The sequence below is a fragment of the Streptomyces sp. NPDC055013 genome, assembly GCF_053608645.1.
The window spans coordinates 1-16731 of sequence record NZ_JBSGVW010000059.1; the positions used below are offsets into that span (position 1 = coordinate 1).

Sequence of the window (16731 nt, forward strand, 5' to 3'; positions counted from 1 at the left end):
TGTCCGTCCTCGGACCGGCGGTTGGGGTTGGGCAGGGTGGTTTTCGTTTCTTGACGCCGGCCACTGCGGGCGGACACCCCCCGGCACGTCCCCTTGCCGCCGTGGGCGGGTGCGGCGCCGCGGGGTGCGCCATCACGGCCGCTGTGCGAGGCCGCGAAAGCGGAGGTCTGGGGGCGACGCAGGGTTTCTTTCGGGAGGGGGAGGTCCCAGAATTCGGGTTGAGCGGCGCAGCCACTGCGTACGTATCGTTTTTTGAGGGGTCACGGCACGGCGGGCGAGAGGCGGCTAGGGCGATGGCTCACGGTATGCATTCGGACACGCACCCCCCTTATCTCGACGGCGACCGGAACTGGCGGGATACCGCCACCCGCTACGCACTGCTCCCGCTCCGCGTCTTCCTGGGCGTCACCTTCATCTACGCCGGCTTGGACAAGCTCACCGACAGCGCCTTCATGAAGGACTCCGGCGCGGGCTCGGTCGGCGACATGATGCGGGCCGTGCGGGACTCCTCGGCGATTCCGGCCATGGTCGACATGGCCCTGGAGAGTCCCGTCGGGTTTGGCTATGCCATTGCCTTCGGTGAGCTGGCCGTTGGGATCGGCACACTGATCGGGCTGTTCGCCCGTTTGGCGGCGCTCGGTGGGGCGCTCATCTCGCTGAGTCTGTGGTTGACGGTGAGCTGGGCCTCCGATCCTTACTACTACGGCAATGACCTGGCCTATCTGATGGCCTGGCTGCCGCTCGTGCTGGCAGGTGCCCCCATGTTCTCGGTGGATGCCGCATTTCACAGGCGGCGACGGCAGCGGGCCGGGGACTATCGGTAGCTCGCGCCGTCGTCAGTGGGGTGCTTCCCGGTGTGAGTTCGGGTCCGGGGGTGCGGGGTGGGCGCCGGCCGCAGTCGTGGAGCTGCGGCGTCTGCGTATCCCTCGGGCCGTGAGCGCCACCGCGGCTGCCAGGCAGAGGCCGCCGATCACTATGGGGATCACCACGAACCATGGGGTCTCCCAGGCATCGCCCGCGTCTCCGACGTAGATGATGCCCGCGACGGTCAGGAAGGTGCCGGCGACCAGCCTTCCGGGCTGGAACTCATGACGTAGCACGGGTCACCTCCGCCTGTCCCACGCCGATGCTCAAGTCGAGGTCGAGCGTGCCCGCCTCCTTGGTGCCCTTGGGCGGTGTCAGGGTCAGCTCCTTGTGCTTGCCCGGTGCCACGTCCACGTCCTGCTTGTCTTCACCCGGCAGCTGGATGTCGCCCACCCCCACGTCGATGCTCACCTCCACGGTCACGTCCTTGGGGACGATCACCTTGAGCCGGCCCACGCCCACGTCCGCTCTCGTCGTCACCGTCTGGTTGTCGGTGAGGTTCAGGCGGGTCAGGTCGAGAGTGCCGACGCCGGTGCCCAGGTCGTACTGCTCCCGGACGTCGGTCACGGCCGCCGGGCGCCAGTTTCTCTCTATCCAGTGGGTGCTGATGTCCTTGGGCAGCGCTGCCGAGGCGGCCAGCAGGCCCGCGGTGATGATCGCCAGGAAGATGGAGCCCGCTCCCGTGCGGCCCAGGAACGCGCTCAACGCTATGCCCAGGCCGAGGACGAGCAGCGCGCAGGCCAGGCCGGTCTGCAGGCTGGTGCCGAGCGCTCGGTCCGCCCAGGTCGCGCCGGTGCCCAGGGCGCCCGCGAGCAGGGCCAGCAGGAACACCCAGCCGCCGATCCAGCGGGGGCCGCGCTGCTTCGGCTGCTGAGGAAGCCGGGCGCGTATGTCCTGACGGCTGCTCCAGGTCGTGCCGAGGCTGATGTTGACCGCCGCAGCGATGTCGCGGTCGCGGGGGTCGCGGGGGCCCCAGAGATAGCCGGTGCCGCCCTCGTGCGTGCCGTCCTTCACGATGGGCTCGCGCCACCAGGAGGAGAGGGCGGCGGGGACCGGTGGGGCCTGGGCCTCCGGCGGGGCGTCGGCGACGGCCTGCGCGGCGAGCGGGTCGGGGTCGGGGGTGCTGCGGTGGCGCGACCAGTAGCCGGCGCCCGCGAGGAGGAGGGACAGGACCACGGCGAAGGCCAGCACACCGCCGTTCCTCAGCAGGGTCAGCAGGACGCCGCAGCCGACCAGCGCGAACAGCACGGCCGTCAGGGCCTGGCCGTCCACGCGGCCGGTGAGCAGCTTGCGCACCTCGTTCTCGTCCTCGTCGTCGTACGGGACGAAGAGCCAGGCGAAGCCGTAGAAGATGAGGCCGATGCCGCCGGTCGCGGAGAGGACGGCGAGGGTGATCCGGAAGATCACCGGGTCCATGTCGCACTGCCGTCCGAGCCCGGCGCAGACACCGGCCAGCATCTTGTGCCGGCGGTCGCGCCGGAACCTGTGCGGCGGGTCGAGTGGGCCCGTCTCCTCGGACGGGGCTGCTTCTCCGCTTTCTCCGCCCGTGCGCGCGCGGGGTTCCTCACCCGCGGCGCTCGCGGGTGCCGCGCCGGACGTCGTGCCCGCGGTGGGCACGGCGTCCGGCTCGGGCACGGAGTCCGCGGCGTGCTGGTGATCTGTCATGTGTCCATGGTGACGGGCGGGTCGGCGTGGCGGGAGTCGGAATGACCCTGGTCGGACCCTGATATCGGCCCTGAGGCGGCTGTGGGGACGCGTTCGAGGCGGTGAGGGGCGAAGATCAGGGGAGTATCGGGGGTCGACCCTGATGCTCCGGTGCTCCGACCGTGTGAACATCGATGGCATGCCGGAAGCCGCAGCAGCGCCACTCGTCGAACCGCGGCCCCCGCGCAAGCTCTACCGCAGCAGCGACGGACGCTGGCTCGGGGGCGTGGCGCGGGGGCTCGCCGGGCATCTCGGGCTGCCCGTCATCTGGGTGCGGCTTGTCTTCGTCGGCCTGTTCATGGCGGACGGCCTGGGTGCATTGCTGTATGCCGCGTTCTGGTTCTTCGTGCCGCTCGGCGTCGGCGGCGTCGACGCGCAGAAGCCGTCGACCTTCACCACCGAGACCGCGACCGACGGCCGCCGCAGACTCGTCGCGCGCAAGCCGGACAAGGGACAGATCGTCGCCCTGCTCCTCATGGTCGTGGTGGCGATGGTCTTCGTCGGCAGCGTGGACCTGGGAAGCGGCGCGAAGGCCTATCTTCTTCCCGCCGTTCTGGTCGGCGCGGGTGTCGCCCTGGTCTGGCGCCAGGCGGACAACGCCCGCCGGGCCCGGTGGATGGAGGTCGGGCGGCGTCGGCGCACCCTGACCCTGCTGCGCGCCGCGGGTGGCGTCGTGCTGGTCACGGCCGGCGTCTCCGGCATCTTCGTCCTGCAGGGCTCCGCCGCCCACCTCGGCTCGGTCCTGCAGGCGGCGCTGGCGGTCCTCGTCGGCATAACACTCCTTGCGGGCCCGTACCTGGTCCGGATGACCCAGGACCTCTCCGAGGAGCGCCTGATGCGCATCCGGGCCCAGGAGCGCGCCGAGGTCGCCGCACACGTCCACGACTCGGTGCTGCACACCCTGACCCTGATCCAGCGCAACGCGGAGAACGCGAACGAGGTCCGCCGTCTCGCCCGCGCCCAGGAGCGCGACCTGCGCACCTGGCTCTACAAACCCGAGGGCACCGGCAAGGACGAGGCCGACGAACCCACCAACCTCGCCGACGCGGTCCGGCGCAACGCCGCCGAGATCGAGGACAAGCACGGCGTCCCCATAGAGGTCGTGGTCGTCGGTGACTGCCCGCTCGACGAGAAAATCGCCGCACAGATGCAGGCCGCGCGCGAGGCTATGGTGAACGCCGCGAAGTACGGTGGCGAGGGCGGCGCCGTGCAGGTCTACGCCGAGGTGGAGGGCAAGACCGTCTTCGTGTCCGTCCGGGACCGCGGTCCGGGCTTCGACCTCGACTCGATACCCGCCGACCGCATGGGCGTCAGAGAATCGATCATCGGCCGCATGGAGCGCAACGGCGGTACGGCCCGGCTGAGGGCGGTTCCCGGCGGCGGCACGGAGGTCGAGCTGGAGATGGAGAGGGCGGAGAAGACGTCATGAGCGACCCGACCGAGGCGAACGAGCCAGCGGAGACTACCGGCGGGAGCGCGGGCGAGCGACATGTGCGCGTGGTGCTCGTCGACGACCACCGCATGTTCCGTACGGGAGTGCAGGCCGAGATCGGCCGGACCGAGCAGACCGGCGTCGAAGTCGTCGGAGAGGCCGCGGACGTCGACCAGGCGGTCACGGTCATCACCGCGACCCGTCCCGAGGTCGTCCTCCTCGACGTGCACCTCCCGGGCGGCGGCGGGGTCGAAGTCCTGCGCCGCTGCGCCCCGTTGATGGGCGATGCCGAGCAGCCCGTCCGCTTCCTCGCCCTGTCCGTCTCGGACGCGGCGGAGGATGTGATCGGGGTGATCCGGGGCGGTGCGCGCGGGTACGTGACGAAGACGATCACCGGCACCGATCTGGTCGACTCCATCTTCCGGGTCCAGGAAGGCGACGCGGTGTTCTCGCCGCGCCTCGCCGGGTTCGTACTGGACGCCTTCGCGTCGACGGACGCGCCGCCGGTCGACGAGGACCTCGACCGGCTCACTCAGCGCGAGCGGGAGGTGCTGCGGCTGATTGCGCGGGGGTATGCGTACAAGGAGATCGCCAAGCAGCTGTTCATCTCCGTCAAGACGGTCGAGTCCCATGTGTCCGCTGTTCTGAGGAAGCTTCAGCTGTCCAACCGGCACGAGCTGACACGGTGGGCCACGGCGCGGCGTCTGGTGTGACGCCGGGCTGCGGTTCGGCGGGCCGGTTCACACCACGCGCGTGGCCCCTGCGAACGGCATCTCGTCGAGTGGGGCCACCCGGACCGGAGCCGAGGGGTTCGGGGCGTGAATCATCTGGCCGTTGCCGATGTAGAGGCCGACGTGGCTGATGCCGGAGTAGAAGAACACCAGGTCGCCCGGGAGCAGTTCGGAGCGGGAGACGCGGCGGCCGGCATCGATCTGGGCGTAGGTCGTGCGGGGCAGGGAGAGGCCCGCCGAGCGGTACGCGGCCTGGGTGAGGCCGGAGCAGTCGAAGGCGTTCGGGCCGGTCGCGCCCCAGACGTAGGGGCTGCCGAGTTTGGAGTATGCGTACGAAATGGCCGACGCCGCGCGGGCGTTGGGTGCCTTCGTCGTGGCTGAGCCGGGGGCCGTCAGGGCGTCGCGGGTGTCTGTCGAGGAGCGTGCCGCGCGGTCGGTGCCGCCGTTTGCGCTCTGCAGTCGGGCGCGCTCCTCGGCGGTCAGTTGCGTGAGCAGGGTCCGGGCGGCGTCCAGCTTGCCGGTGATTGTCTTTCGGTGCCGTTGCAGTTCCGCCTGGCGGGACTGCAACGAGGTCAGTTCGATGCGCGCTGCCCCGCGCAGCTGCTCGATCTCGCGTAGTTGCCTGCGGACGCTCGCGACGGACGCCGCCTGACGGTTGCCGGCGCGTTCGGCGAACTCCGCGCCGTCGAGGTAACGGTCGGGGTCGTTGGAGAGGGCGAGCTGGAGGGCCGGGTCGACGCCGCCGTCGCGGTACTGCGCCGCGGCCATCGAACCGAGCGCCTCGCGCGCCGAGTTGAGCTTCTCCGTCTTGCGGGCGGCCTCGTCCTGCAGCGCCCTGATCCGCTGCTCGGCAGCGTCCGCCTTCTCCTTCGCGCCGTTGTACTTCTCGGTCGCGACCTCCGCCTCGTGGTACAGCTTGTCCACCTTCGCCTTCACCTGAGCCGGTGTCAGCTGCGGTTCGGCGTGTCCGGTCCCGTCGAAGCCCGTCGCCGTCGCCGCGCCCGCCAAGGCGATCGTCCAGGCCGTGCGGGCCGTACTGCCGCCGACCGAGCGCCGGCGGGGCTTTCGGTGCGCTGCCACGTGGACTGCACGTCCTTTCGTACGACCGCCTCGTCCCGCACGTCCGCCCCGACAGCCTGGGGAGCGGACGTACGACTGCCCGCGGGCGGGATACGCGTCCGGCGACGGCCCACACAGGGGGAGCGGGCCGCCGCCGGACCTTTCTCGGCGGTGGTGGCCGACTGCCGCCCCTGGCCCGGGCGGCGGTGGGGAGCCGGTCACCTGGTGGAGGACGCTAAACCTGAGTGTGTCGGGGTGGTAACGCGTTGTGCGGAAGTGCTGGGAGCGGATCGTGCGTGACCGTAAGTGAGCGTGATCGCAGGACAGGGGCGTCTCGTTCACGCTGTGTGCTGACCGATGTGGCGAATTGGGGGGTGGGTGGGGGTGGCGGGCTGCTATGGGGCGCATATATGCAAGATCGGAGTGGAGGAGGGGGTGGGGGCGGGTGCCTTGACGGGGCTGATTAGGCTCGCGCCTCATGGACGTACTCATCCACCTCTTCGTCGGTCTGCACATCATCGGCATCGCCGCGTTGCTCGGTGGTTTCTTCACCCAGATGAAGGCGATGGGCCAGGGCACCGCCCGGTTCGTGCCCGCGATGCTGCACGGCGCGCTCACCATGCTGGTCACCGGTGTGATCCTCGTCGGCCTCAATCAGGCGGACGACCAGTCCGTCAACAACATCAAGATCGGTGTGAAGCTGGCGCTTCTGGTTGTGATCCTCGGGCTGGTGTATGTGAAGCGGGACGAGGAGACGGTGGACAAGCGGCTGTTCGGGTTGGTGGGGCTGCTGACCATGGTGAACGTCTTCATCGCCGTTCTGTGGACGTGACCTCGGCGTAGCTCAGCACTGCGCCTGCGGTGACCGCCAGCCATGCCGCGACGGCGATCCACAGCAGCGCCTCGCCGGGATTCGTGAGCCAAGGGACGTCCACTGCGGTGGCGACGGCGAGGGTCGCTGCGGCGGTCATGCCCATGGGGAACACGGTTGCCCAGCGGCGTACGTCGTAGCGCAGCCGGGGCCGGCCGATCTCGGCGATGAGCAGCACGGCGTACCAGGCCAGGTCCAGGATCAGCAGGGCGATGGTCACGGTGCGCAGGACGTCGGTGTCGTCCACGTTCCAGAGGTACAGGCTCGGGCTGTCGGCGGACAGGAGTTTCGAGCCGGCGAGGGCGGAGATGGCGAGGGCGCCGCCCGCCACCCAGTGATCGCCTGCGCCCTCGATCAATTGCCGCAGGTCGAAGCGGGTCAGGGCGATGACGTAGAGCACCAGGCCGAGCCAGAACAGCACGAGTGCCGCGTGGGCTAGCCATGCCGTGGACTCGGTCGCGGCGAGGGTTGCGGCCAGGACGGCCAGGCCCTGGGTGGCCACGCAGCCGAGGAAGACCGCGCCGGGCATACGCGGGTGCCAGCGGCGTACCACGGCGATGAGGAGGCCCGGCCAGAGCAGGGCCGCCAGGGCCAGGAGGGCTTTGGCGAGGGGTTGCCAGCCGAGGGTGGCGAAGCGGGTGCCGAGAACCGTCGTTGCGGCGACGGCGGTGAGGGCTGCGGGGGTGGAGGCCTCTTTGAGCCACCTGGCGCGGTCCCGGAGGAGCCTAGCCGTGAAGTCGCCGGCGAGGGCCAGCCAGGCTGCGCAGGCGAGGGCCAGGGCGATTCGGGACAGGGTTTCGTAGCCGGTCTCGTGGAGGGCGACCGACAGGATGCCGGTTGCCATGACGGCTGCGCCGGCTGCGGGGGGACGTTTCGACCACCAGGTGTGGAGGGGGGATGTGGTGGTGGTCGTGGGGGCGGGCATGGGGTCGATGCTAGGGAGTGGGGCGTGTGGGGGCACGCGCGCGTGTGGGGTGAAATGCGGGTGGTTGAGCGCCGGGATGCCTGCGGCGGCCCGCTCGGGTGAGTGGGGGTGCGCGTAGCGCCTTCGGGTGCGTTGTGGGTCGGGGACGTGCCGGGGGTGTCCGTCCTCGGTCGGGCGGTTGCTGTGCCTTGAGAAGGGCTGTTCGTTGACGCCCGCCGCTGCGGGCGGACACCCCCCGGCGCGTCCCCTTGCCGCCGTACGCGGATGCAGGTGCGCTTCGCGCCTCTACGCGCGCGTGGCGGAGACAGTGCGCCACGCGCGCGTGCGGTCGGTGTAGGTTCCGATCCGATTTGTCATCCGGGACCGTGAGAACCAGGGGTTTCAGGTGTTTGTCCAGCCGGTCTGTCGGCGGATCGTCCGGCCTATCTGTCGTTTTCCTCCGGGCAGGATGCGGGCCGGTGCTGCCGAGCAGAGTGCGTGCGCTGGAGGGCATGTCGGTGCCCTCTGCCATCGTGTGCCCCATGGGTGAACTGGTTGAGCGGGTTGACGAGCGTGACAAGGTGCTGGCTGTTGTGGAGAGGGGGGAGGCGATTCGTCAGCGGTGGCTGCATCGCATATCTACGATTGTGTGCCGCGACCGTGCGGGACGGTTCTTTGTCCACCGACGTCCGGACGATGACACTCGTTTCCCGGGACAGATCAACTGGATGCTCGGAGGCGCGGTGGATGTGGCCGAGTCGTATGAGGATGCTGCTGCGCGGGAGTTGGCGGAGGAACTTGGTGTTCATGCCCGTCCTGGTTTCCTGTTCAAGTTCTTGTGCGAGGGTGTGATCAGCCCGTATTGGCTTGGTCTGCATGAGGTCGTCGTCACGGAACCGGTCCGGCCCGACCCTTCGGAGGTCGGTTGGCATGACTGGCTGACTGAGTCCGAACTGACGGACCTGGTCCGGCATCGGGAGTTCGTTCCGGATGCTCGCGAGGCGTTCGACCGATATCGCGCCCTGCCGGCGCAGCCGGGAGCGATGTGAGCTGGGGTGCGCGTTGCTGGAGTTCGTCCTCCGCGGCTCGGCGTCCCGCGGCGGTGAGTGTGTAGTACTGACAAGTTGACGACAGATCACTTGGACAGTGACATCTCGAATCGGAACCTACAGTCGTCAGGCCGGGCGGACCACGCTGTGGATCGACGACTCTCCGTCGTAGAAGATCGACTCCTCGCGGACGTATGTGCCGGGCTTCGGGGCGTGGATCATCATGCCGTTGCCGATGTAGAGGCCTACGTGCGTGATGTCGTCGTAGAAGAAGACCAGGTCGCCGGGCTGGGCGCTGGAGACGGCGACCGTGGTGCCGGCGTTGACCTGGTCGTAGGTGACGCGCGGGATGTCGACGCCTGCGGCCTTCCAGGCGGCCTGGGTGAGGCCGGAGCAGTCGTAGGAGTCGGGGCCGGTGGCGCCCCAGACGTAGGGCTTGCCCACCTGGGAGCGGGCGAAGGCCAGGGCCTTCTCGGCCTTGGTCGCGTACGAGGAGTCCGACGCGGACGAGTCGGAGGAGGACGAGTCGGACGAGGAGTCGTTGCTCTCCTGCTGCTGGGCCGCCTCCTGGCGCCGGCGCTCGGCCGCCTCTTGCTGGCGGGCCAGTTCCGCCGCCTTGCGGGCGGCCTCCTCCTGCTTGCGCTTCTCGATCGCGGCGAGGCGCGCCTTCTCCTCCGCCGTCAGCTCCGACAGCAGTTCGCGTGCGTCGGCGAGCTTCTTCTGGACGGTGGACTTGGCCGTCCGCAGGTCGTTCTGCGACTCGGTGAGCGTCTCGAGGCTCTGGGCGGCCTCCTGGCGCTTCTTCATCGTCGCGGACTGCTCGGTGAAGTAGTCGTCGACCGATTCCTTCTGACGGCCCGTCATGCGGTCCATCAGCTGGGTCTGGTCGAAGTAGTCCTGCGGGGTGTCCGCCAGGAGGAAGGTCGCCGTGTCTGGGGCTGAGGCTCCCGTGCGGTACTGGGCGGCTGCGTTGCGGCCGAGTTCCTCGCGTGCGTCGTTGAGCTTCTGGGTGCGCTGGGCGACGTCGTCGAGGAGGGTGTCGACGCGATTGCGTTGCTTCGCGGTCTTCTCCTTGGCCGCGTTGTACTTCTCGGTCGCCGACTCCGCCTGGCGGTAGAGGTCGTCGACCTTCTTCTCGACCTCCTCGAGGCTCGGCTTGTCGTCCGTCGAGGGGCTCGCGTTGGCCGTCTGGGACAGCAGGGCGACGGAGGTGAGGGCCGCCGTGGCGAGGGCGGGGGTCCGTATGCCTGCTACGCGCGTACCAGCGGGACGCGACTTGCGGTGCGACGCCAAGGGAGGCGACTCCTTCCATGCTCCGCCTACCGAGTTAGCTGTCGGGTTCGGGCGGGTGCTTCGGAAGGGTTGCCCTACGGCCGTCCCCCGGGCGGGAGTCGGGCCGATTCACCCCAAGTTCGGTGGGTCCCCGGCTCCGGGGGCACGGCGGCGCTCCGGACTCGGCGGAGGCCGTGCGGCCCGGCGTCGTTCGCCGGTGGGGGTCGTACGGCCTGTCCGGCACGGTAGCCAACTCGTGTGGCCCCTGTGAAGGTTGATGTTCGATATGCCCGATACATTTTCGTGACCTTGGCGACGTGTGTCGTGGATCGTGGTCGATGCGGGGTTGTTGGTGGCGGTTTGAGGGGTTTGCGGGAAGTGGGGCGTGTCAGCGGTATTGGGTTGGTTGAGTTCGGGGGTTGCGGATCGTAATGGGGTGATTCTGGAGGGTGAGGGGGGGATGCTCGGGTGCGCGGGGTTCGAAGATCGGTAAGTGCTGAAACAGGTGATGTTCTCAGGGCGGCCGCGGGCTGTCAGTGGGGCGCCCTAGACTCGGAGAGCGATGAGCAGCCTCTTTGACGACAGCTTCCTGGCCGACCTCCAGGCCCCGCGGGCCCATGCGGACGAACACCCGCCGCCGCCCGAGGACGATCACGCTCCGGAGCCGGTTCCGGACGATCTGTTCGGCGGGAAGTTCGACGTGCCGCCGGACCGGGACGAGTACTACCGCGACGGCGCCCCGCGCCCGGCCCTCGACGCGGCCGCGCTGCTGGAGGGGCTGAACGAGAACCAGCGTGCGGCCGTCGTCCACTCCGGCGGCCCGCTGCTCATCGTGGCCGGAGCCGGGTCCGGCAAGACGCGTGTGCTCACCCATCGCATCGCGCACCTGTTGGCCGAGCGGAACGTGCATCCGGGGCAGATCCTCGCGATCACCTTCACCAACAAGGCCGCGGGTGAGATGAAGGAGCGTGTCGAGCAGCTCGTCGGCCCGCGCGCGAACGCGATGTGGGTGATGACCTTCCACAGCGCGTGCGTGCGCATCCTGCGCAGGGAGAGCAAGAAGCTCGGGTTCACCTCGTCGTTCTCGATCTACGACGCTGCCGACAGCAAGCGGCTGATGGCGCTGGTATGCCGTGATCTGGATCTCGACCCCAAGCGTTTTCCGCCCAAGTCCTTCAGCGCCAAGATCAGCAATCTGAAGAACGAGCTGATCGACGAGGAGGACTTCGCCGCCCAGGCGACGGACGGCTTCGAGAAGACCCTCGCGCAGGCGTACGCCCTGTACCAGTCGCGGTTGCGGGAGGCCAACGCCCTTGACTTCGACGACCTGATCATGACGACGGTCAATCTCCTGCGCGCCTTCCCGGACGTCGCCGAGCACTACCGCCGGCGGTTCCGGCATGTGCTGGTGGACGAGTATCAGGACACCAACCACGCGCAGTACGCCCTGGTGCGCGAGCTCGTCGGTACCAGTGAGCACCCTGTCGACGTGCCGCCGAGCGACTACGACATCCCGCCCGCCGAGCTGTGCGTGGTGGGTGACGCCGACCAGTCGATCTACGCCTTCCGGGGCGCCACCATCCGCAACATCCTCCAGTTCGAGGAGGACTACCCGGACGCGACGACGATCCTGCTGGAGCAGAACTACCGCTCCAGCCAGACGATCCTGACCGCCGCCAACGCGGTCATCGAGCGCAACGAGTCCCGGCGCCCCAAGAACCTGTGGACCAACGCGGGCGCGGGCGCGCGTATCACCGGCTATGTCGCGGACACCGAGCACGACGAGGCGCAGTTCGTCGCCGAGGAGATAGACCGACTGACGGACGCGGGCGATGCGAAGGCCGGTGACGTCGCCGTCTTCTACCGGACGAACGCCCAGTCCCGTGTCTTCGAAGAGATCTTCATCCGCGTCGGCCTGCCCTACAAGGTCGTCGGCGGGGTTCGGTTCTACGAGCGCAAGGAGGTCCGGGACGTCCTGGCCTACCTGCGCGTGCTGGCCAACCCCGAGGACTCCGTGCCGCTGCGGCGGATCCTGAACGTCCCGAAGCGAGGGATCGGCGATCGCGCCGAGGCGATGATCGACGCGCTTGCACAGCGGGAGAAGATCAGCTTCCCGCAGGCACTGCGGCGGGTCGACGAGGCGTATGGCATGGCCGCGCGGTCGACGAACGCCGTCAGGCGGTTCAACACGCTGATGGAGGAGCTCCGCACGATCGTCGAGTCCGGCGTGGGGCCGGCGACCGTTCTGGAGGCGGTCCTCGAACGGACCGGGTACCTGGCCGAGTTGCAGGCCTCCACCGACCCTCAGGACGAGACCCGGATCGAGAACCTTCAGGAACTCGCGGCCGTGGCCCTGGAGTTCGAGCAGGAGTCGGCTGAGGGTGAGGCCTCCGTCGGGCTCGCGGCTTTCCTGGAGCGGGTCGCGCTCGTCGCCGACTCCGACCAGATTCCGGACGAGGAGGAGGACGGCTCCGGCGTCATCACCCTGATGACCCTGCACACGGCCAAGGGCCTGGAATTCCCGGTCGTCTTCCTCACCGGCATGGAGGACGGCGTCTTCCCGCACATGCGCGCCCTCGGCCAGGCCAAGGAGCTGGAGGAGGAGCGGCGGCTCGCGTACGTCGGCATCACGCGTGCGCGTGAGCGGCTGTACCTGACGCGCTCGTCGATGCGGAGTGCGTGGGGGCAGCCCTCGTACAACCCGCCGTCCCGCTTCCTGGAGGAGATCCCGGCGGCGCACGTGGACTGGAAGCGGACGGGGGCGACCGCGCCCGTGTCGTCCGGTCCGGCGGCCGGCGTGGCGGCCTCGCTGTCCTCGTCCCGCTCGCGCTCCTCGGCCTCGGGGGCGTCCGGGTTCGCCACCCGGCGGACCTCGGAGAAGCCGGTCGTCCAGCTGGCGGTCGGGGACCGGGTCACGCACGACCAGTTCGGGCTCGGCACCGTGACGGCGGTCAAGGGCACGGGCGGGAACGCCGAGGCGACGATCGACTTCGGGGACACCAAGCCGAAGCGGTTGCTGCTGCGGTATGCGCCGGTGGAGAAGCTGTAGCGGCGACAAGTGTGCGCCCCCGCTGAGGTGTTGAGGAGCGGGGGCGCTGAGCGCACAAGGCAGTTCGCGGGTGCCGAAGGTGTTGGTCGGGCTGCTTACGACGGGTCGAGGCCGTGGCTGCGCAGCCAGGACAGTGGGTCTATCGCCGACCCGCCGCCCGGTCGCACCTCGAAGTGCAGGTGCGGGCCGGTCGAGTTGCCGGAGTTGCCCGAGTACGCGATCGGGTCGCCGGCCTTCACCGTCGTACCGGAGGCGACGCGGTAGCTGGAGAGGTGGCAGTACCACGTCTCCGTGCCGTCCTTCGCAGTCACGATCATCATGTTGCCGTAGGCGCTGTTCCACTGCGTGCGGACGGTGCCGTCGGTCGCGGCCATCACCGTCGTGCCGTACGAGACGGGGAAGTCGATGCCGCTGTGGATGGACATCCAGTTGATGCCGGACTGGCCGAAATAGGCGCTGAGGCCGTGCTGCGCGACCGGAACTGCGAACTTGGGGCGCAGCCGCTCCTTGCGCGCCGCCTCCTCGGCGGCCTTCTTCTTCTCGGCCGCCTGCTGGGCCTTGAGGTCGATGCGCTCCTGCGTACGGCTGGCCCGGTCGGCGAAGTCGTCGGCGCCGGCGGAGAGGCTCTCGAGCTGGGTGTCCAGCTTGTTGTTCGCCGTGGACGGCTTCACGGCCTCGGTGTCCGAGGCCAGCGTGGAGGACGCTTCCTTGTCGTCGGTGAGGCTGCCGACGGAGGCGGCGGCGATTCCCGCGACACCCATCACACACGCCGAGGGCACAGCGACCGTCAGCAGCGCGGAGCGCTTGGGGGGCGTGCGGCGGCGGGAGCGAGCCCCGCTGCGGGAGGCGGCGCGCGGGGAGGGGGCCGGAGCGGTCTCCTCCTGGTCGTCCAGGAGGGGCGTCACGGTGGGGAGTTCGCCGGTGGCGGTCAACTCGGCGTCACCGTCGGCGGGGGCGTCGTACGCCGTCGGGTCCAGATGTTCGAAGTGCGCGGTCGCCTGCTGATCGAAGGATTCTGCTGCGTGCTCGTACTCGTCGATCGCCTGCGAGCCGGTGTCGATGCCGCCGTCGGAGTTCCACTGCGTGGCGTCGTACGCGCCCGTGTCGTATGTCTGGGTGCCCCATTCCCATTGCTGGGTCTGCTCGGCCGGGGCGCCGGACTGGTCGGGCTGGAGCCAGGCGTTCGCGTCCCACTGTCCCGAGGCGTCGTGGCCGTTGGCCTGCTGGGGGACGAAGGCGAGCCGCTCGTGGTCGGTCGTCCAGGCGGTGGTGTCGTACGCGCCGGTGTCGTAGGCGGCGTGGTGCTGGGCCGCGTAGGCGTCGTAGTTCACGGTGTGGTGGCTGCCCGTGGACCACTGCGTGGTGTCGTACGTGCCCGTGTTCTCGCCGGGAAGGCTGCCGAACAGGGGGTCCGCGTCGAAGGTCGTGGTGGCATGCCCGGTGGCGCCAAATCCGGTGGCGTCGTAGGTGCCGTACGTGGTGGAGTCACCGTAGTGGGCTTCCTGGGCACCGTACGACGCGTAATGCGCCGAGGCGGCATCGGAAGCCGAAGTCGGGGAGGTCGTGGTCCCCGACGGGTGACGATCGTTCACCAACTTCTCTCTCGCCTCGACAACAGGGGCTGCCAGAGCAGTGCGGCGACTGTACCCGGCGGTATGCGGGCACGACAATCTTCGGCAGGTTTCGCGCGCGCAGGAAACGGGCATTCGGCCGTGTTTTGGCGGACTGCGGGCGTGAGTTTGGCCTTGTGTTCGAGGTTTGTTCGACGTTTGGTCAGCTGTCCTGAGGCCGTATGGCGAGTGCGATCAGGGCGTCGGGTGGCTGTCGGGTGATGGTCGGGCGAGGCCGGCGGGATGGTGCGGGAGGGTTACGCCACTGTCAGGCCGCCGGCCTGGGCGGTGGCCTCGGCTCCGGTCCGTGCGGTGTCGAGAGCCTGCCGGATCCCGGTCGCCACGGCGGGGTGCACGGGCAGGGCGAGGTGTCCGATGCCGGTGACGAGGACGTTCTGCGCCATCAGGTCCGGGTGGTCGATGCAGGCCGTCTCCAGCGGGTCCATCAGGTGGTCGAGGTCGCTCCAGAAACTCACGAAGTGGGTACGGCAGCCGGGCGCGGGCCGGGCCAGCTCCTCGATGACCGGTGAGCCGGGGCGCATCTGACGCACGATCGGGTGCGCGTTCGCCAGCGGGACGACACGGGTGCCGGAGTGCGGCGTGCCGAGTGTGACGAGGGTGCGGACCCTGAGGTCGCCGCCGAGACACTGCACGTAGTAGCGCGCTATCAGCCCGCCGAGGCTGTGCCCGACGACGTCCACCTGCCTGCTGCCGGTGCGCTCGCAGATCTGCTCTATGTGCCGGCCGAGCAGTTCGGCGGCGGTGCGGATGTCGCAGGTCAGCGGGGAGTAGTTGAGCGACTCGACCTGGTCCCTGCCGTGCTGGGCCAGGCTGCGGCGCAGCAGGACGAAGACGGAGCGGTTGTCGATGAAGCCATGCAGCAGGACGACGGGGGGATTGGTCTCCGTCGGCAGCTGGGCGGTCTCCCGCCCGGGGAGCTGCGGGCCGGGTCGGCGCTCCTGTGCGATGCCGGAGGGGTACAGCAGCACGTGTCCGGCAAGGATCGCGAGCTCGAGGGCGGTCGCCTTCAGCAGGGCCAGGGAGAGACCGGCGAGTCTGCTCGGGAGCAGGCGTCGGCAGAGCGGGAGAAAGGGGAGTACCACCCCGGTGACCTTCATGGCCGACCTCCTTGTGGCACGCAGGAGGACGGCTCCGGCCCCCGTGTGCCCTCATGGGAAGTCGCAGTGGAGGTGGCCGGCGAGGCATGAGGAAGGCGCGTGGGGCGAGCGAGGCGCGAGAAGTGGGTCGGTCGGGTCGGCCATGGTGCACCGATGACCTGACGGGGCTCCCTGCCGGTGTGGCGACGAGGCTCCCCGCTGTCGTGCCTTACCTGCCCTACGTGCCCTTCGTGCCAGCGTCGATGCGCCGCACCGCCACGTCGCGCGGCCTGCGGCGCGGTGGTGCGGCGACCTCGTTGCGGCTCCCGTTGCGCTTGGTCCCGCTGCGACGCGTGTACCGCAGACCGCTGCGGCGCGTGTGCCGCAGAGATATGGAACGGTGCGCGGCGAACGTGTCCCACCGTGTGATTTCCCCCTCGCTCTGCACCGCGAAACTGCCGGTTGCGGGATGCTGGAGATAACGTTCGTTTACTTGCTCGGGCGGTGTGGCCCGGGACGTCCGTGCCGTGAGGGTGCGTCCGGCGCTGTGAGCGGCGGAAAAGTGTGATATGTGCACCATGTATGACATGTGCGGCCAGTGCGGCATAACTCATATGTGAGCGGTGCTTGTCGGTACGGATGGATGTAGTCGCTTCATGGAGGCAGTGATGGGTGTGGCAGCCGGTCCGATCCGCGTGGTGGTGGCCAAGCCTGGGCTCGACGGCCATGATCGAGGGGCCAAGGTGATCGCGCGGGCGCTGCGCGACGCCGGTATGGAAGTCATCTACACCGGGCTCCACCAGACTCCCGAGCAGATCGTCGACACGGCGATCCAGGAGGACGCCGACGCGATCGGTCTGTCCATCCTCTCCGGCGCCCACAACACCCTCTTCGCCGCCGTGATCGAACTCCTCAAGGAGCGCGATGCGGCTGACATCCTGATCTTCGGAGGCGGGATCATCCCCGAGGCGGACATCCCCCCGCTGAAGGAGAAGGGTGTCGCGGAGATCTTCACGCCGGGGGCGACGACTCACGCGATCGTGGACTGGGTGCGGGCGAACGTCCGACAGCCCGCGGGAGCGTAGGGCG

Annotated in this window: 14 protein-coding genes and 1 riboswitch; of the genes, 7 read left to right on the plus strand and 7 right to left on the minus strand. The window is 69.3% G+C overall.

Annotated features, from left to right (window positions below):
• Positions 1 to 305: 305 nt before the first annotated feature.
• Positions 306 to 824, plus strand: coding sequence for a DoxX family protein (locus ACWGDB_RS40035; protein ID WP_453826982.1), 519 nt, complete (start codon positions 306 to 308; stop codon positions 822 to 824).
• Between the two features lie 12 nt (positions 825 to 836).
• Here the strand turns inward: ACWGDB_RS40035 and ACWGDB_RS40040 are convergent, their stop codons facing one another.
• Both ACWGDB_RS40040 and ACWGDB_RS40045 read right to left on the minus strand, forming a co-directional pair.
• On the minus strand, positions 837 to 1100 hold the full coding sequence (locus tag ACWGDB_RS40040) for a hypothetical protein (RefSeq protein ID WP_453826983.1): 264 nt from the start codon (positions 1098 to 1100) through the stop codon (positions 837 to 839).
• Positions 1087 to 2529, minus strand: a complete 1443-nt coding sequence (locus ACWGDB_RS40045; protein WP_453826984.1) for a PspC domain-containing protein — start codon at positions 2527 to 2529, stop codon at positions 1087 to 1089. Before ACWGDB_RS40045 ends, ACWGDB_RS40040 begins: the two co-directional genes overlap by 14 nt.
• Positions 2530 to 2707: 178 nt before the next feature.
• Here ACWGDB_RS40045 and ACWGDB_RS40050 point away from each other — a divergent pair, with 178 nt between their 5' ends.
• Both ACWGDB_RS40050 and ACWGDB_RS40055 read left to right on the plus strand, forming a co-directional pair.
• Positions 2708 to 3997, plus strand: coding sequence for an ATP-binding protein (locus ACWGDB_RS40050; RefSeq protein WP_383611865.1), 1290 nt, complete (start codon positions 2708 to 2710; stop codon positions 3995 to 3997).
• Positions 3994 to 4713, plus strand: coding sequence for a LuxR C-terminal-related transcriptional regulator (locus ACWGDB_RS40055; protein ID WP_453826985.1), 720 nt, complete (start codon positions 3994 to 3996; stop codon positions 4711 to 4713). The genes ACWGDB_RS40050 and ACWGDB_RS40055 overlap by 4 nt, the downstream gene beginning before the upstream one ends.
• 27 nt (positions 4714 to 4740) lie before the next feature.
• Here the strand turns inward: ACWGDB_RS40055 and ACWGDB_RS40060 are convergent, their stop codons facing one another.
• Positions 4741 to 5811: an NlpC/P60 family protein gene (locus ACWGDB_RS40060; protein ID WP_453826986.1), complete on the minus strand. Its 1071-nt coding sequence runs from the start codon at positions 5809 to 5811 to the stop codon at positions 4741 to 4743.
• A 457-nt stretch (positions 5812 to 6268) separates the two neighbouring features.
• On the opposite strand from ACWGDB_RS40060, the gene ACWGDB_RS40065 reads away from it, so the two are divergent.
• Positions 6269 to 6622 (plus strand): hypothetical protein, encoded by a 354-nt coding sequence (locus ACWGDB_RS40065; protein WP_383611857.1) that lies wholly within the window; start codon positions 6269 to 6271, stop codon positions 6620 to 6622.
• On the opposite strand, the gene ACWGDB_RS40070 is transcribed toward ACWGDB_RS40065, so the two are convergent.
• A complete protein-coding gene (locus ACWGDB_RS40070) occupies positions 6600 to 7586 on the minus strand; it encodes a tellurite resistance/C4-dicarboxylate transporter family protein (RefSeq protein ID WP_453826987.1) in 987 nt (328 codons plus the stop codon). The genes ACWGDB_RS40065 and ACWGDB_RS40070 overlap by 23 nt on opposite strands.
• Positions 7587 to 8107: 521 nt before the next feature.
• Between ACWGDB_RS40070 and ACWGDB_RS40075 the strand changes: the two genes are divergently transcribed.
• Positions 8108 to 8614, plus strand: a complete 507-nt coding sequence (locus tag ACWGDB_RS40075; RefSeq protein WP_453826988.1) for an NUDIX hydrolase — start codon at positions 8108 to 8110, stop codon at positions 8612 to 8614.
• 126 nt (positions 8615 to 8740) lie between these two features.
• On the opposite strand, the gene ACWGDB_RS40080 is transcribed toward ACWGDB_RS40075, so the two are convergent.
• On the minus strand, positions 8741 to 9907 hold the full coding sequence (locus ACWGDB_RS40080) for an NlpC/P60 family protein (protein WP_453826989.1): 1167 nt from the start codon (positions 9905 to 9907) through the stop codon (positions 8741 to 8743).
• Positions 9908 to 9915: 8 nt separating this feature from the next.
• Positions 9916 to 10067, minus strand: a riboswitch (cyclic di-AMP (ydaO/yuaA leader).
• Positions 10068 to 10448: 381 nt separating this feature from the next.
• Here ACWGDB_RS40080 and pcrA point away from each other — a divergent pair.
• Entirely contained in the window at positions 10449 to 12935 is a 2487-nt protein-coding gene (gene pcrA / locus ACWGDB_RS40085) for a DNA helicase PcrA (RefSeq protein WP_453826990.1), read from the plus strand.
• A gap of 95 nt (positions 12936 to 13030) precedes the next feature.
• Here pcrA and ACWGDB_RS40090 read toward each other — a convergent pair whose 3' ends face one another.
• Both ACWGDB_RS40090 and ACWGDB_RS40095 read right to left on the minus strand, forming a co-directional pair.
• The gene (locus ACWGDB_RS40090; protein WP_453826991.1) at positions 13031 to 14641 is read right to left on the minus strand and encodes a M23 family metallopeptidase; all 1611 of its coding nucleotides are present in this window, start codon (positions 14639 to 14641) and stop codon (positions 13031 to 13033) included.
• 161 nt (positions 14642 to 14802) lie between these two features.
• Positions 14803 to 15663 carry an esterase/lipase family protein gene (locus ACWGDB_RS40095; RefSeq protein WP_453826992.1) on the minus strand — a complete coding sequence of 287 codons (861 nt, stop codon included), beginning with the start codon at positions 15661 to 15663 and terminating at the stop codon, positions 14803 to 14805.
• 647 nt (positions 15664 to 16310) lie between these two features.
• Between ACWGDB_RS40095 and ACWGDB_RS40100 the strand changes: the two genes are divergently transcribed.
• Positions 16311 to 16727, plus strand: coding sequence for a cobalamin B12-binding domain-containing protein (locus ACWGDB_RS40100; RefSeq protein ID WP_383612044.1), 417 nt, complete (start codon positions 16311 to 16313; stop codon positions 16725 to 16727).
• Positions 16728 to 16731 lie beyond the last annotated feature (4 nt).

Coding starts and splice junctions, on each gene's coding strand:
- ACWGDB_RS40035 (WP_453826982.1), top strand. CDS start 306: ATGCATTCGGACACGCACCCCCCTTATCTCGACGGCGACCGGAACTGG.
- ACWGDB_RS40045 (WP_453826984.1), bottom strand. CDS start 2,529: ATGACAGATCACCAGCACGCCGCGGACTCCGTGCCCGAGCCGGACGCC.
- ACWGDB_RS40050 (WP_383611865.1), top strand. CDS start 2,708: ATGCCGGAAGCCGCAGCAGCGCCACTCGTCGAACCGCGGCCCCCGCGC.
- ACWGDB_RS40055 (WP_453826985.1), top strand. CDS start 3,994: ATGAGCGACCCGACCGAGGCGAACGAGCCAGCGGAGACTACCGGCGGG.
- ACWGDB_RS40065 (WP_383611857.1), top strand. CDS start 6,269: ATGGACGTACTCATCCACCTCTTCGTCGGTCTGCACATCATCGGCATC.
- ACWGDB_RS40070 (WP_453826987.1), bottom strand. CDS start 7,586: ATGCCCGCCCCCACGACCACCACCACATCCCCCCTCCACACCTGGTGG.
- ACWGDB_RS40075 (WP_453826988.1), top strand. CDS start 8,108: ATGGGTGAACTGGTTGAGCGGGTTGACGAGCGTGACAAGGTGCTGGCT.
- pcrA (WP_453826990.1), top strand. CDS start 10,449: ATGAGCAGCCTCTTTGACGACAGCTTCCTGGCCGACCTCCAGGCCCCG.
- ACWGDB_RS40090 (WP_453826991.1), bottom strand. CDS start 14,641: ATGCCCGTTTCCTGCGCGCGCGAAACCTGCCGAAGATTGTCGTGCCCG.
- ACWGDB_RS40095 (WP_453826992.1), bottom strand. CDS start 15,663: ATGAAGGTCACCGGGGTGGTACTCCCCTTTCTCCCGCTCTGCCGACGC.
- ACWGDB_RS40100 (WP_383612044.1), top strand. CDS start 16,311: ATGGGTGTGGCAGCCGGTCCGATCCGCGTGGTGGTGGCCAAGCCTGGG.